General features: G+C 54.5%; 13 protein-coding genes. 7 read left to right on the top strand and 6 right to left on the bottom strand.

The window, feature by feature from the left end:
• Positions 1-48: 48 nt before the first annotated feature.
• Positions 49-2,805, top strand: coding sequence for a two-component sensor histidine kinase BarA (gene barA, locus HX778_RS01960; protein ID WP_038479376.1), 2,757 nt, complete (start codon positions 49-51; stop codon positions 2,803-2,805).
• A 69-nt stretch (positions 2,806-2,874) separates the two neighbouring features.
• Here barA and HX778_RS01955 read toward each other — a convergent pair whose 3' ends face one another.
• Positions 2,875-3,447: a TetR/AcrR family transcriptional regulator gene (locus HX778_RS01955; protein WP_038479373.1), complete on the bottom strand. Its 573-nt coding sequence runs from the start codon at positions 3,445-3,447 to the stop codon at positions 2,875-2,877.
• Between the two features lie 184 nt (positions 3,448-3,631).
• Here HX778_RS01955 and HX778_RS01950 point away from each other — a divergent pair, with 184 nt between their 5' ends.
• Together HX778_RS01950 and HX778_RS01945 are read left to right on the top strand one after the other, a co-directional pair.
• Positions 3,632-4,759 carry an MBL fold metallo-hydrolase gene (locus tag HX778_RS01950; RefSeq protein ID WP_052049010.1) on the top strand — a complete coding sequence of 376 codons (1,128 nt, stop codon included), beginning with the start codon at positions 3,632-3,634 and terminating at the stop codon, positions 4,757-4,759.
• A gap of 42 nt (positions 4,760-4,801) precedes the next feature.
• On the top strand, positions 4,802-5,143 hold the full coding sequence (locus HX778_RS01945; RefSeq protein ID WP_038479370.1) for a helix-turn-helix domain-containing protein: 342 nt from the start codon (positions 4,802-4,804) through the stop codon (positions 5,141-5,143).
• A gap of 45 nt (positions 5,144-5,188) precedes the next feature.
• Here HX778_RS01945 and HX778_RS01940 read toward each other — a convergent pair whose 3' ends face one another.
• From HX778_RS01940 to syd, 4 genes are all read right to left on the bottom strand, one after another.
• Positions 5,189-5,638, bottom strand: a complete 450-nt coding sequence (locus tag HX778_RS01940; RefSeq protein WP_038479365.1) for a flavodoxin — start codon at positions 5,636-5,638, stop codon at positions 5,189-5,191.
• A gap of 17 nt (positions 5,639-5,655) precedes the next feature.
• Entirely contained in the window at positions 5,656-6,435 is a 780-nt protein-coding gene (gene truC, locus HX778_RS01935) for a tRNA pseudouridine(65) synthase TruC (RefSeq protein WP_176981170.1), read from the bottom strand.
• Positions 6,435-6,764, bottom strand: a complete 330-nt coding sequence (locus HX778_RS01930) for a YqcC family protein (protein WP_038479359.1) — start codon at positions 6,762-6,764, stop codon at positions 6,435-6,437. The genes truC and HX778_RS01930 overlap by 1 nt, the downstream gene beginning before the upstream one ends.
• A 651-nt stretch (positions 6,765-7,415) precedes the next feature.
• Positions 7,416-7,961 (bottom strand): SecY-interacting protein, encoded by a 546-nt coding sequence (syd, locus tag HX778_RS01925; RefSeq protein ID WP_038479356.1) that lies wholly within the window; start codon positions 7,959-7,961, stop codon positions 7,416-7,418.
• A gap of 64 nt (positions 7,962-8,025) precedes the next feature.
• On the opposite strand from syd, the gene queF reads away from it, so the two are divergent.
• The 4 genes from queF (at position 8,026) to HX778_RS01905 (ending at position 13,532) form a co-directional block, all read left to right on the top strand.
• The gene (queF, locus tag HX778_RS01920) at positions 8,026-8,868 is read left to right on the top strand and encodes an NADPH-dependent 7-cyano-7-deazaguanine reductase QueF (RefSeq protein ID WP_038479353.1); all 843 of its coding nucleotides are present in this window, start codon (positions 8,026-8,028) and stop codon (positions 8,866-8,868) included.
• A gap of 115 nt (positions 8,869-8,983) precedes the next feature.
• Complete coding sequence (gene ppnN / locus HX778_RS01915; protein ID WP_038479350.1) at positions 8,984-10,348, top strand: nucleotide 5'-monophosphate nucleosidase PpnN; 1,365 nt, start codon at positions 8,984-8,986, stop codon at positions 10,346-10,348.
• A 463-nt stretch (positions 10,349-10,811) separates the two neighbouring features.
• On the top strand, positions 10,812-12,101 hold the full coding sequence (locus HX778_RS01910; protein WP_038479347.1) for an HAAAP family serine/threonine permease: 1,290 nt from the start codon (positions 10,812-10,814) through the stop codon (positions 12,099-12,101).
• Between the two features lie 63 nt (positions 12,102-12,164).
• A complete protein-coding gene (locus tag HX778_RS01905; RefSeq protein ID WP_176981169.1) occupies positions 12,165-13,532 on the top strand; it encodes an L-serine ammonia-lyase in 1,368 nt (455 codons plus the stop codon).
• A gap of 33 nt (positions 13,533-13,565) precedes the next feature.
• On the opposite strand, the gene HX778_RS01900 is transcribed toward HX778_RS01905, so the two are convergent.
• Positions 13,566-14,750 (bottom strand): PLP-dependent aminotransferase family protein, encoded by a 1,185-nt coding sequence (locus HX778_RS01900; RefSeq protein ID WP_038479341.1) that lies wholly within the window; start codon positions 14,748-14,750, stop codon positions 13,566-13,568.
• Positions 14,751-14,852: the final 102 nt, after the last annotated feature.

Here is a 14,852-nt window from a genome sequence, read left to right as displayed (position 1 = left end):
ATGTTCTCGAATGTCACTGTTGCTTTTATTGTCCCATATCGGAACCCCATGACCAACTACAGCCTGCGCGCACGTATGATGATCCTGATTCTGGCCCCGACGCTTTTGGTCGGTTTGCTGCTCAGCATCTTTTTCGTTGTCCACCGTTACAATGACTTACAGCGCCAGCTGGAGGATGCGGGCGCCAGCATTATCGAACCGCTGGCGGTTTCCAGCGAGTATGGAATGAACTTCCATAGCCGGGAGTCGATTCGCCAGCTGGTCAGCGTGCTGCACCGACGCCATTCGGACATCGTGCGCGGCATCTCTATTTACGATGAAAGCAATAAGCTGTTCGTTACCTCTAATTTTCAGCATAACGCCGTTCGCCTGAAGCTGCCCGATGGGGCAAAGCTGCCGACCGATCTCACCGTAAACCGGGCCGGCGACGTGATGATCCTGCGGATGCCGATTATTTCCGAAAGATATTCGCCGGATGAATCTGCTGAAACCAGCGTTAAGCAGAGCAACAGCACGCTTGGCTATGTAGCCATGGAGCTGGATCTCAAGTCTGTTCGGCTTCAACAGTACCGCGAGATCTTTATTTCCACGCTGATGATGCTGTTCTGCATCGGGATCGCGATGCTGTTTGCCTACCGCCTGATGCGCGACGTGACCGGGCCGATTCGCAACATGGTGAATACAGTTGACCGCATCCGCCGTGGGCAGCTGGATAGCCGGGTGGAAGGATTTATGCTCGGCGAACTGGATATGCTGAAAAACGGCATTAACTCAATGGCAATGTCGCTGACCGCCTACCACGAAGAGATGCAACACAACGTTGATCAGGCCACATCCGACCTGCGCGAAACCCTCGAGCAGATGGAAATTCAGAACGTGGAGCTCGATCTTGCCAAGAAACGTGCGCAGGAAGCCGCCCGTATTAAATCCGAATTTCTGGCAAACATGTCCCATGAGCTGCGTACGCCGCTTAACGGGGTTATCGGCTTCACCCGTCTGACGTTAAAAACGGACTTGAATCCCACCCAGCGCGACCATCTCTATACGATTGAACGTTCGGCCAATAACTTACTTACTATCATTAACGACGTGCTGGACTTCTCCAAGCTGGAAGCGGGCAAGCTGATGCTGGAGTCCATTCCGTTCCCGCTGCGCAATACGCTGGATGAAGTAGTCACGTTGCTGGCACATTCTGCCCATGACAAGGGCCTTGAGCTGACGCTCAACATCAAAAATGACGTGCCGGACAACGTGATAGGCGATCCTCTGCGCCTGCAGCAGGTCGTCACTAACCTGGTGGGCAACGCCATTAAGTTTACCGAAACTGGCAACATCGACCTGCTGGTGGAAAAACGCGCGGAAGGGAATAACAAAGTTCAGATTGAAATGCAGATCCACGATACCGGAATCGGCATTCCTGAACAGGAGCAGTCGCGGCTCTTCCAGGCTTTTCGCCAGGCAGATGCAAGTATCTCGCGCCGCCACGGCGGTACGGGCCTTGGGTTGGTTATCACCCAGAAACTGGTCAATGAGATGGGCGGCGATATCTCCTTCCACAGCAAACCTCATCGTGGCTCAACCTTCTGGTTTCACATCAGCCTCGACCTGAACTCGAATGCCGTCAACGACAGGCAGGCGATGGACAAACTGGCGGGCAAGCGCCTGGGTTACGTTGAACCAAACGGCACCGCCGCGCAGAGTACGCTGAATTTGTTGCAGAACACCCCGCTGGAAGTGGTCCACAGCCCGTCGCTGTCCGGGCTGCCAGATGAGCATTTTGATATCCTGCTGTGCGGCATTCCCGTCACCTTTACGGAAACGCTCACGCTGGCGAACCCTAAGCTCGCCAAAGCGGTGACCATGGCGGACTGCCTGATTCTGGCGCTGCCTTGCCACACTCAGGTTGGCGCTGAGGAGCTTAAACGCCAGGGCGTGGCGGGCTGTCTGTTAAAACCTATCACCTCCACGCGTCTGTTCCCAATGCTGCTAGAAAGCTGCCCTAAAGCGAATCTGACGCTGCCGTTTATTGAGCAGGACGATAAGCTGCCGATGGCGGTCATGGCGGTGGATGACAACCCGGCAAACCTGAAGCTGATAGGCGCCCTGCTGGAAGACAGAGTGCAGCAGGTGGTGCTGTGCGAAAGCGGCTCACAGGCGCTGGAACGCGCCAGGCAGATGAATATCGACATTATTTTAATGGACATTCAAATGCCGGAAATGGACGGAATTCGTGCCTGCGAACTGATACGCCAGCTGCCACATCATCAGCAAACCCCGGTGATAGCCGTCACCGCGCACGCGCTGGCAGGGCAAAAAGAGAAGCTGATGAGCGCCGGCATGAACGACTATCTGGCCAAGCCGATTGAAGAAGAAAAGCTGCATCGCCTGCTGATGCGCTACCATCCGGGCAACATCGGCTTGCTTCCTGCCCAGCAGGAAGAACCCGCACCTCCGGCTATTAACATCAATAAAACGCTGGATTGGAACCTGGCGCTGCATCAGGCCGCGAACAAAGCCGATCTGGCCCGCGAGATGCTTGAAATGCTGCTGGAGTTTTTGCCGGAAGTGAGAAATATTCTGGAAGAACAGCTGGTTGGCGACAAACCCGAAGGACTTATCGATATCGTCCATAAGCTCCACGGCAGCTGCAGCTACAGCGGCGTTCCGCGCATGAAAAAACTCTGTCAGACGCTGGAACACGAATTACGCAGCGGCACCGCGCCGGAAGAGATGGAACCTGAAATTCTGGAGCTGCTGGACGAAATGGATAACGTTGCGCGTGAGGCGAAGAAGTACCAGATTTGAACGCGGCATTAAAGGCAAAGGGGAAATGTTCAGCGCCCTCTTTGCCTGTAGAGATAAACGTGCTGCGGCTTAGCCTTTGGTCATGCCGCGCCACATCACGTCAAACCCGGCGGATTTGTACTCTTCCCTGCGCGAAGGTTCACGCCCGGCAAATTCCATCGTGGTTTCCGCCAGCCCGAAGAAAATAGCATCGGCAAAGGACGATTCAATGCCGGTCAACGCCTCGTTGGTCACGCACTCCTTCGACAAATCCCGCAGGTCAGGATACGCCTGGTAAACCTGCTCCAGCGTTTCAGACGTGATCTTGCCGGAAACGGCCAGCTGGCGCATCGCTTTACGAGCGTTAATGTTCACCAGCCCCCAGTCGATATAGTTTCCCCACACCGTTCTTGAGCGCTCTTTACTTGGCGCGTGGCGGTCATAAGTCTTCATCAGCTCGCTGCCGAGATCTCGCTTATGATGAAGATAAACTGCATTCAGCAACTCGTCTTTGGTCGGGAAATAACGGAACAACGTCCCTTCGGCCACGCCCGCCTTTCTGGCAATTAAAGACGTTGCCGCCCCTAATCCCAGCTCCGCAATCGCATCGGTAGCCGCATCGAGTAATGCTAATCGTTTATCTTCACTTTTTGGACGAGCCACGGTTCCTCACAAGCCAGTTATCTGTATGGATAGGATTTCAGCGAACGCTGGATAGAAACGATCGCTGAACGTCATGTTCTTTATCATACCGTAAATTTTGTTGACGGTTGACCTTACCTGCCTATAATGAGTGTTTACTCACTCAATAGCAATATTACCCGCATAAATCCCAAGAGAATCCTTTATGGCTGCCGCGCATTCTGGCAAGCGTTCGTTAACCCTAAAATTCATGGTCGTGATTATGTTATTAGGCCTTACTGCCACTAGCGCTGCGCTGTTCCCGATGACTGAATTTGGCAAATTGCCGCAGGGCAGCCGTCTCGAACGCATCCAGCAATCGCCCCAGTACCGCGACGGCAAATTCCACAATCAGCAAGACACGCCAATGATGACAGACAAGCGAGGTCGCCTGGCGGCGCTGTGGGATTTCTTCTTCTCCCGGCCGGATACGGTAAAACCCGATCGTCCCCTGCCGCTGGTCAAAACCGACCTGGCCGCGCTTGATAAGCAGCAGGATCTGGTGGTGTGGCTCGGGCACTCGTCCTGGTTTATCCAGCTCGGTGGCAAACGCATTCTTATCGATCCGGTATTCAGCCACTATGCCGCGCCGTTCGCCTTTCTGAACAAGGCCTTTGCCGGAGACTATCCGTGGCGAGCGGAGGATATGCCGGAAATCGACACCCTGATTATCTCTCACGATCACTGGGATCATCTGGACTACCCGACGCTGCGCGCGCTGAAACCGAAAATTAAGCAGATCGTCACCCCGCTGGGCGTTGGCGCGCACTTTGAAGCCTGGGGCTTTGATCCAACGCTCATCCACGAACTCGACTGGCAGGAAAAAGTGGCTATTGATAGCGAGTTAACGATCCACGCTCTGCCGGCTCGTCATTTCTCCGGCCGCGGTTTAACCGGCAACAAAACGCTGTGGGCCAGCTTTATGTTGGTCACCCCGCAGCGGAAAGTTTATTACAGCGGCGACACCGGCTATGGCCCCCACTTTAAGCAAATTGGCGAACAGTTTAACGATATCGATCTCGCCATTATGGAAAACGGCCAGTACGACGAAGGCTGGAAGTACATTCACATGATGCCGGAAGAAGCGGCGCAGGCCACGGATGAGCTGGGCGCTAAAACGATGGTGCCGGGACATGCGGGTCGATTTGCGCTGGCGAACCATAGCTGGGACGAGCCCTTCCGCCGCATCGCTGCCGCAAGCGCGGGCCGCGGCTACCAGCTGCTAACGCCGGAAATGGGGCAAATACTGGCAGTCAGCAAATCACACCAGGTCTTCGACTCCTGGTGGGAATAGGTTTATCAATCATCGAACGATCAAGATGTAGAAGGAGGTGATATGTCCATGCCTAAAGATTTTATGGAATCTCTGCTTGAGTGGGTCGACGGCAACATGCAGCGCCCGCTGCGTATTGAAGAAGTCGCCAGGCAGTCCGGCTACTCGAAGTGGTACTTACAGCGGATGTTCTCAGACTGGGCGGGGAAGAGCCTCGGTGCCTACATTCGTGAACGCAAGCTGCAGCTGGCGGCGGAAGATCTGAAAAATACCGAGGATAAAATCCTCGATATCTCGGTACGCTACGGTTTTGATTCGCAGCAGTCCTTTACCCGTACGTTCGGAAAAAGGTTCAACACCTCTCCCGGCGCCTACCGTCGCGAGCACGATCAAACGCTTAATTAAGATTTTTCAGGGCGGCCAGGCATGGCTTTTCCGCCCTGCCTGCACTCATTTCAGCAAAGTCGCCCACTGCTCAACCCACGGGCCAGAAATGACTTCAGGCTCCGGGTGGTCGTTGGCGTCAATAGTCAGCACGTCAGAAATCCGCGTTGCCCCCTGCTCCTGAAGCATGGCATCAAACTGCTTACCCCCGCCGCAGAAATGGTCGTAGTTGCTGTCACCCAGGGCAATCAGTCCGTAATGCAGCTCAGGCTGGTAGCCAAGCCGATCTTTAATGGCCTGGAACAAAGGGACAATACTGTCCGGCAGATCGCCCTGCCCGGTCGTGGACGTCACCACCAGCGCATAATGGTTGCGGTAATACTGCCAGTCCGCCAGTTCAGGATCTTCAAACACCTTTGCCTGATGGCCGTGTTTTTTAAGAATGGTTTCGGCTTCTTCCGCCACTAACAGCGCGTTGCCGTACATTGTGCCTACAAAAATACCCACTTCGGCCATCGGTAACTCCTTAAGAATTAGGGACAAGGCTTATCCTGGCGGCTCGCCGGATCAAACTCAATATTTTCAACATCCGGCAGTTGGCCGCGCCAGCCAAATTTTGTCAGCATTTGCATCCAGGTGTCATCCAGTCCCGCCCGGATCGTCAGCGGCTCTCCGGTAACCGGATGGTTTAACGAGAGCTGGCTGGCATGCAGCATCAGACGCTCGCAGCCAAAATGTTCCGCCGCGCCTCGGTTCTGGCGCAAATCACCGTGTTTGGAATCACCAATAATGGGATGGCGAAGATGCGACAAATGCCGACGAAGCTGGTGTTTACGGCCGGTCTTTGGCTCAAGCTCCACCAGGCTGTAGCGAGCGGTAGGATAACGTCCTACGGCCACCGGCATCTCGACCGTCGCTAAGCCACGATAATGCGTCACCGCAGGCTGCGGGGCTTTATCCTGGTCGCTAAACTTATCGGCGATTTTATCCAGCTCTTCCACCAGCGGATAATCCAGCACCGCTTCATCCTCGAGCCAGCCACGCACCACGGCATGGTAACGCTTCTGCATCTGGTGCTGCTCAAACTGCTGCGACAGCAGGCGTCCAACCTCGCTGGATAACCCCATCAGCAGTACGCCGGAGGTTGGCCGGTCAAGGCGATGCACGGTAAAAACATGCTGGCCAATCTGGTCGCGAACGGTTTGCATCACCACGACTTTTTCGTGCCTGTCCAGCCAGCTACGGTGCACCAGCCAGCCGGACGGTTTGTTTACCGCAACCAGCCACTCATCCTGGTAAATAATCTCCAGCATCAGTCCTGTTCCGCCTCAAACAGTGCGTCCAGCTCAAACAGCACGGCGAGAAGGGGTTCGCGTACCGCATGCGTAGCATCCAGCGCCATTTCGTAATAAGGCGCAACGGCAAACGCATTTGGCAAAGGATGCTGGCTGTCCAGCAGCGCATTCATACGGGGGATCAATACCCATTGCAGCCATTCATGAGGCTGCAGCGTATCCATGCAGAAAGGCTGCGTGCTCTCAAAAGCCGACGGATCCGGAGGCAGGCCCTGCCAGAGGGCGTGATCGCGCAGGATCTGCTCAAGGGTGAGTAAATGGCGGCGAACCAGCTTCTGGCGCTCCATGGAAACCTCATACTTCAGTGAAAAAGAGCGGAACAGAATAACACTTCTTCTCTGCGCGTGAAAAAGGCATAAAAAAAGGGAGCACTGTTTACACAGTGCTCCCGGTTCGTTTCGCAGCTAATCCGGCTACTTTTCGTGCTCCCTGCTCATCCGTGACAACTTTGTCCTCTGGTCTCCTGACCGACAATCCATCGCTAAAGCTTCCTGCGACCGTCATCCTGATGGTGTCCTGCATCACCCTGACGCTAGTTCCTTGAGTCTTCCTGACCCACCGTACTCCTGTTACGGCTCTCTTTCTCCATCCTGGAGGTGTCCATTACTCTTCCTGAGTGATCCATGCTTCATCTATGAAGCCTTCCCTGTACGCCATCCCGGCGGGTTCCTGTTCGTGATGAAGCGGCATCATCCTGATATCTCCTTCATTACGTCGACGTCCTGTCGATGGATATAGAATCCTCTATTTACCCGCTTGTGACAAGGGATGCAGCGGAGTCACGGGCAAAAACTTTCATTCGGAACTATCCGAAAATAAAAATAACCCATTGTTTTATATGAACATCAGCAAATGAGAGTCGCTTTCATCTGTCGCTAAATGTAGCGATCTCTCACAACGCATGTAAGAGATCTCTCACAAGAATCTGGGTAAAAAAGCTAAACCACCTGCGGTGTCAGGGCATGGAGGAAATCAGGGAGAGAAGCGGAAAGCACGGTGCGCTGCGGGGTGCCGATTTTCTCAATCACGACTTCGCCCGTCAAGTTGCACAGAGAAACGACTTCCATTTCATCTTCCGTGGTAGCTAAAAACAACGTCGGCGACAATTTCAGGCGCTTCTGCGTCACCAGGTGACCAATCAGGTTCTCCTGCACCCGCACGAAATCGTCCTCACTCCATGTCTGCAGCAGCGTTAGCGCGGTGTTACCGTGCACGGCGGGCATATCTCCGGCAAACTGCGTGGTGTAAAACGCCTCGACGGCAGGCTGGAGAGAAATATCCAACGCTCGCTCCACGGCGCTTAAATCGGCGTCGGGCGTAAACGGCTGTGGCTGCCAGCGCACATCGCCGCCCGTAGTCGTCACAATACACGGGGACGGAATGCCGTATAGCGCTTCACTGGCGGGCCAGCCTCCCGTTTCTTCCTGCCACCGATCGCAAAAACGGCGGGTAAACTCTTTGAGGGCAAAGGCGACTTCGTTCATTAATTTCTCACTCGCGTAGGCTGGGGTACAATAAAAGCCAATTGTACCTTTATCTCGGTGAAACATGTCCTACGAAAATCACCAGGCTCTAAGTGGCCTGACGCTGGGTAAGCCAACCGCTTATCAGGATCAATACCAGCCATCGCTGCTGCAGGCCGTACCGCGCAGCCTGAATCGCGACCCGCTTGGCCTTCACGCCGACAGCCTGCCGTTCAGCGGCGGTGACATCTGGACGCTTTACGAACTGTCCTGGCTAAACAACAACGGCCTGCCGCAGGTCGCCGTGGGCCATGTGCAGCTGGATGCCAACAGCGTGAATCTGGTGGAATCAAAAAGCTTCAAGCTCTACCTGAACAGCTTTAACCAGACGCGCTTCGCCGACTGGGAAACCGTCCAGGAAACCCTGAAGCGCGACCTGAGCGCCTGCGCCGAAGGTGACGTCAGCGTGGTGCTTTTCCGCCTGCATGAGCTCGAAGGCCAGGAAATCGCCGCCTTTGGAGGCGAGTGCATCGACGAGCAGGACATCGCTATCGACAGCTACGACTTCAACGCGGATTACCTCCAGCAGGCCGCGGGCGATGAGATCGTAGAAGAGACGCTGGTTAGCCACTTGCTGAAGTCCAACTGCCTGATAACCCATCAGCCAGACTGGGGTTCCGTACAAATTCGCTACCGCGGCCCGAAAATCGACCGTGAAAAGCTGCTTCGCTATCTGGTCTCCTTCCGCCATCACAACGAGTTTCACGAGCAGTGCGTGGAGCGCATCTTTAATGACCTGCAGCGCTTCTGCCGGCCGCAAACGCTTAGCGTCTACGCACGCTATACGCGCCGCGGCGGCCTGGACATTAACCCGTGGAGAACCAATACCGATTTCCATCCTGCTTTTGGCCGCCTGACTCGCCAATAATTGCGAAATAGCTCGCAGCGCCAAAAGTGAATGCGGTTTACGGGTTGTTAAAGTGAATAAGCCAGGGCTATTGTAATCTGTGAGAACGGCACTTTTCGTTCCGTAAGGAGTTCACTTGATTACACATATTAGCCCGCTTGGCTCAATGGATATGTTGTCGCAGCTGGAAGTCGATATGCTTAAACGCACCGCCAGCAGCGACCTTTACCAACTGTTTCGTAACTGCTCGCTGGCGGTTCTTAATTCCGGCAGTCAAACCGACAGCAGCAAAGAGCTGCTGTCCCGCTATCAGAGCTTTGACATCAACGTGTTGCGTCGTGAACGTGGCGTAAAACTCGAACTGATTAATCCCCCGGAAGACGCCTTTGTCGACGGCCGTATCATCCGTGCACTGCAGGCTAACCTGTTTGCCGTCCTGCGCGATATTCTGTTTGTTAACGGCCAAATCGACAATGCAGGCCGTTTCCAACATTTAAATAAAGAAAACTCTATTCATATCACCAATATGGTGTTTTCTATTCTACGAAATGCCCGTGCGCTGCACGTCGGTGAAGCGCCAAACCTGGTGGTTTGCTGGGGCGGCCACTCCATTAACGAAAATGAATACCTCTATGCTCGCCGCGTGGGCACCCAGCTTGGGCTGCGTGAGCTGAATATTTGTACCGGCTGTGGGCCGGGTGCGATGGAAGCACCGATGAAAGGTGCCGCCGTGGGCCACGCCCAGCAGCGTTACAAAGAAGGCCGCTTCATCGGCCTGACGGAACCCTCTATCATCGCCGCTGAGCCGCCTAACCCGCTGGTCAATGAACTGATCATCATGCCGGATATTGAAAAACGGCTTGAGGCATTTGTCCGTATTGCCCACGGCATTATTATCTTCCCTGGCGGGGTTGGTACCGCAGAAGAGCTGCTGTACCTGCTCGGTATTCTGATGAATCCGCATAACCACGATCAGGTTCTGCCACTGATCCTCACCGGGCCGAAAGAAAGCGCCGATTATTTCCGCGTGCTGGATGAATTTATCGTTAGCACCCTGGGCGAGCAGGCGCGCCGTCACTACAAAATCATCATCGATGACGCGACAGAAGTCGCCCGCGTGATGAAAAAAGCCATGCCTCAGGTGAAAGAAAACCGCCGTGAAACCGGCGATGCCTACGGCTTCAACTGGTCCATTCGCATTTCGCCCGACCTGCAAATGCCGTTTGAACCCACCCACGAAAACATGGCTAACCTGCAGCTCTATCCGGATCAGCCTGCGGAAAAACTGGCGGCATCGCTGCGCCGTGCCTTCTCGGGTATCGTGGCGGGTAACGTCAAAGAAGCCGGTATTCACGCCATCGAGAAATACGGCCCGTACAAGCTGCACGGCGATCCGGAAATGATGAGGCGCATGGACGTTCTTCTGCAGGGCTTTGTCGCCCAGCACCGCATGAAGCTGCCGGGCAGCGCCTACATCCCCTGCTACGAAATCGTGCGTTAACCTTCCAGGGCGGCCAGCGGTCGCCCTTCTTTTTCCCCCTTCCCGAAGCCATTTAATCGATTGCGCTCACACTCAAAAGCACAAACATCACGCCCTGATGCAAATACTCGTTAAAAAACGCTGTTTTAGGTACTTTCTCTGGCAAAAACCGAGTTATTTGGTCGGGTTTAATTTATTGCATCATCGGCTAGTGATAGGCTTCGCGACTATAAATATCACTTAGATGTATATGAACAGACTGTTATGCGGATTTGTTGCGTAACAAAGGTGGATTATCGCATTTGGGATCGCGATCACTGATACAGAGATGACATAACTGTATCTTTCCGCCCGCCGATAGTTACGGGACACAACTACTACAAAAATGCCCGCGGCCAGAATTTAGTTTCAGCCGTTAAGACCTTGATAGCGTTTTAACGGCGAATTTTTCAACATTGCACGAAACATTCCTTTGGAGATGTAAATGGAAACCACTCAAACCGGCAGTATTGTCTCTGCTGAGAAAAAAGGCGCATGGCGCAAGACCGACACCATGTGGATGCTGGGCCTGTACGGCACGGCAATCGGTGCAGGCGTCCTGTTCCTGCCAATCAACGCCGGCGTTGGTGGCCTGATCCCGCTGTTCATCATGGCGATTCTGGCTTTCCCAATGACCTTCTTCGCACACCGCGGTATGACCCGCTTCGTGCTGTCCGGTAAAAACCCGGGCGAAGACATCACCGAAGTTGTAGAAGAGCACTTTGGGGTTGGCGCAGGTAAGCTGATTACCCTGCTGTACTTCTTCGCTATCTACCCAATCCTGCTGGTTTACAGCGTGGCAATCACCAATACCGTAGACAGCTTCATTACCCACCAGTTGGGCATGGCTTCTCCACCACGGGCGATTCTTTCTCTGATCCTGATTGTCGGCATGATGACCATCGTGCGCTTCGGCGAGCAGATGATCGTGAAGGCGATGAGCATCCTGGTATTCCCGTTTGTTGCGGCTCTGATGGTTCTGGCGCTGTACCTGATTCCTAACTGGAGCGGTGCGGCCTTTGAAACCCTGTCCTTCAGCGCAACGCCGGCAACCGGCAGCGGCCTGTGGATGACCCTGTGGCTGGCTATTCCGGTGATGGTGTTCTCCTTCAATCACTCCCCGATCATCTCCTCCTTCGCGGTAGCGAAGCGTGAAGAGTACGGCGAAGGCGCTGAGAAAAAATGCTCCAGCATTCTGGCTCGTGCACACATCATGATGGTGCTGACCGTCATGTTCTTCGTCTTCAGCTGCGTGCTGAGCCTGAGCCCGGCTGACCTGGCGGCGGCAAAAGCGCAGAACATCTCTATCCTGTCTTACCTGGCTAACCACTTTAACGCACCGGTTATCGCCTGGATGGCGCCAATCATTGCGATGATTGCCATCACCAAATCCTTCCTCGGCCACTACCTGGGCGCACGTGAAGGCTTCAACGGTATGGTTATCAAATCTCTGCGCGGCAAAGGCAAGAGCATTGAAATCGGCAAACTGAACAAAATCACCGCGCTGTTCATGCTGGTGACGACCTGGGCAGTGGCTACGCTGAACCCAAGCATCCTGGGTATGATTGAAACCCTGGGCGGCCCGGTTATCGCGATGATCCTGTTCCTGATGCCGATGTACGCGATTCAGAAAGTCCCGGCAATGCGTAAATACAGCGGCCACATCAGCAACGTATTCGTTGTGATTATGGGTCTGATTGCCATCTCCGCTATCTTCTACTCGCTGTTCAGCTAAGCATTTTAAAGCCGCCCGCCCGGGCGGCTCTCTCCTCTCAAGTCACTTACGCAGGGAAATCTTATGATCAGCGTATTCGACATTTTCAAAATCGGTATCGGTCCATCCAGTTCGCATACCGTCGGCCCGATGAAGGCTGGTAAACAATTTTCTGATGACCTGATTGAGCAAGGGATCCTGAGCGATGTCACCCGCGTTGTTGTAGACGTCTACGGCTCGTTATCCCTGACCGGTAAAGGTCACCATACCGATATCGCGATTATCATGGGCCTGGCGGGTAACCTGCCGGACACCGTCGATATCGACGCCATTCCTCACTTCATCCAGGACGTGAATACTCACGGGCGCCTGATGCTGGCCAACGGACAGCGTGAAGTAGAGTTCCCGGTTGACTGCTGCATGAACTTCCATGCAGACAACCTGGCCCTGCACGAAAACGGCATGCGTATTACCGCGCTGGCGGGTGATAACGTTCTGTATTCACAAACTTACTACTCCATCGGCGGCGGCTTTATCGTCGATGAAGCGCATTTTGGCGTAGAAAGTGAAAACCCGGTAAGCGTGCCGTACCCATACAAAAACGCTGCAGACCTGCAGAAGCACTGCCGTGAAACGGGTCTGTCGCTTTCCGGCCTGATGATGCAGAACGAACGAGCCCTGCACAGCCAGCAAGAGATCGACGCTCACTTTGCGGCGGTCTGGGAAGTGATGAGCAACGGCATTGAACGTGGTATCACCACCGAAGGCGTGCTGCCGGGCAAAATGCGAGTACCACGTCGCGCTGCCGCGCTTCGCCGCATGCTGGTCACCACCGATAAAAACAACTCGGACCCAATGGCCGTTGTGGACTGGATCAATATGTTCGCGCTGGCGGTAAACGAAGAAAACGCCGCCGGTGGCCGCGTGGTTACCGCTCCGACGAACGGCGCCTGCGGGATTGTTCCTGCGGTGCTGGCCTATTACGACAAGTTTATCCGTCAGGTGAACGCTAACTCCTGCGCCCGCTATTTCCTCGCCGCTGGCGCTATCGGCTCCCTGTACAAAATGAACGCCTCTATTTCCGGTGCGGAAGTGGGCTGCCAGGGTGAAGTAGGCGTAGCTTGCTCAATGGCGGCAGCAGGTCTCGCCGAGCTGCTGGGCGGGAGTCCGACTCAGGTTTGCATCGCCGCTGAAATCGGCATGGAGCACAATCTGGGGCTGACCTGCGACCCGGTTGCCGGTCAGGTACAGGTTCCTTGCATCGAGCGTAACGCCATTGCGGCAGTTAAAGCCGTGAACGCTGCGCGTATGGCAATGCGCCGCACCAGCGAACCGCGCGTCTGCCTGGATAAGGTTATCGAGACGATGTATGAAACGGGCAAAGACATGAACGCCAAGTATCGCGAAACATCTCGCGGTGGCCTGGCGCTAAAAATTGTCGCCTGTGACTAAAAAATTAAGGCTCCCGATTGGGAGCCTTTTTTACTAAAGCGCGGCTTTTAAACGCTTAACGGCTTCAACCAACTGCTCGTCGGTGGCCGTAGCGTAAGAGAACCGCAGCGTGCGTTTATCCGCATGATCGCTAAAGAAGAATTCACCCGGCACGTAAACCACGCCTTTCTCCAGCGTTTTTTGCAGCCACGCCGTGGTGTCGAAGTCATAGCGGAATGAGGCCCAAAGGAACATCCCGCCCTGCGGCTGGTTGAAGGTAATGTGCTCGCCGAGTTCCTCTTCCAGCAGGCGCGAAAGCGTCAGGCACTTCTGCTTGTAGGCTTCACGAATCAGCTCAATCTGCGGGTCCAGACGGCCCAGCGTAAGGTAAGCCGCCGTCAGCGCCTGGGTAAACGAGTTGGCGTGCAAATCCGTCGCCTGCTTAATGATAGCGACCTTTTGCTTCATCCATTCAGGCAAAATAATCCAGCCCACGCGCAGGCCCGGCGCCAGAATTTTAGAGAACGTTGAGGTATAGACCACGTGGTCTTCATGCCCCAATTCTTTCGCGACCTGAATCAGGGTCTTCTCGCGGCGATCGGTAAAGCTAATGGCCCCATACGGATCGTCTTCGATAATCACGAAATCATATTCGGCGGCCAGTTTTACCAGCTTCTCACGGCGTTCGGCGCTCAGCGTCGTGCCGCTTGGGTTACCAAAAGTAGGCACCAGATAAACGCCTTTAACGCGCGTGGTTTTCAGCAGCGCTTCGAGCTCGTCGACAATCATGCCGTGCTCATCCCCGCCCACAGACTCCACTTTCGCGGCGGTCAAACTGAGGATTTGCAGCGTGGCCAGGTAGGTTGGGCGCTCAACGACGAAAACATCGCCTTCATCCGCCAGCGCGCGGATCAGCAGATCCAGCGCCTGCTGCGAACCAGAGGTGATCAGCAACTGGTCGCTACGCGTGGTAATCCCGCGCGCTTTGCACAGCTCAACCAACTGGTCGCGCAGCTCGGTATTGCCTTCGGTCAGGCCATACTGAAAAGCATCGTTAAAGTTCTCTTCAACGACCTTACGGGTCGCCAGCTCCAGCCCTTGCTTGTCAAAAAGCTCGCTGGAGGGAATACCGCCCGCCAGCGAAATCACGCCGGGCATTTTGCTGTGCTTAAGGAGTTCGCGGATGGCCGAAGGTTGCAGGTTTTGAATGCGTTGCGCGAGGTGTTTAGTATTACTCATATTGATATTCTCTATTTTTATATGCGTTAGAAATATACATAGCCCGCTAACAACTACGCAATGGCTTTCCACCCTTTGCCAACAAGGTTTTTGCGAGAGAGG

The sequence above is a fragment of the Cedecea sp. P7760 genome (assembly GCF_013386425.1).
Classification (GTDB): domain Bacteria; phylum Pseudomonadota; class Gammaproteobacteria; order Enterobacterales; family Enterobacteriaceae; genus Cedecea; species Cedecea selenatireducens.
Note: the sequence above shows the minus strand (reverse complement) of the source record. Positions and strands in the feature narration are given on the sequence as shown.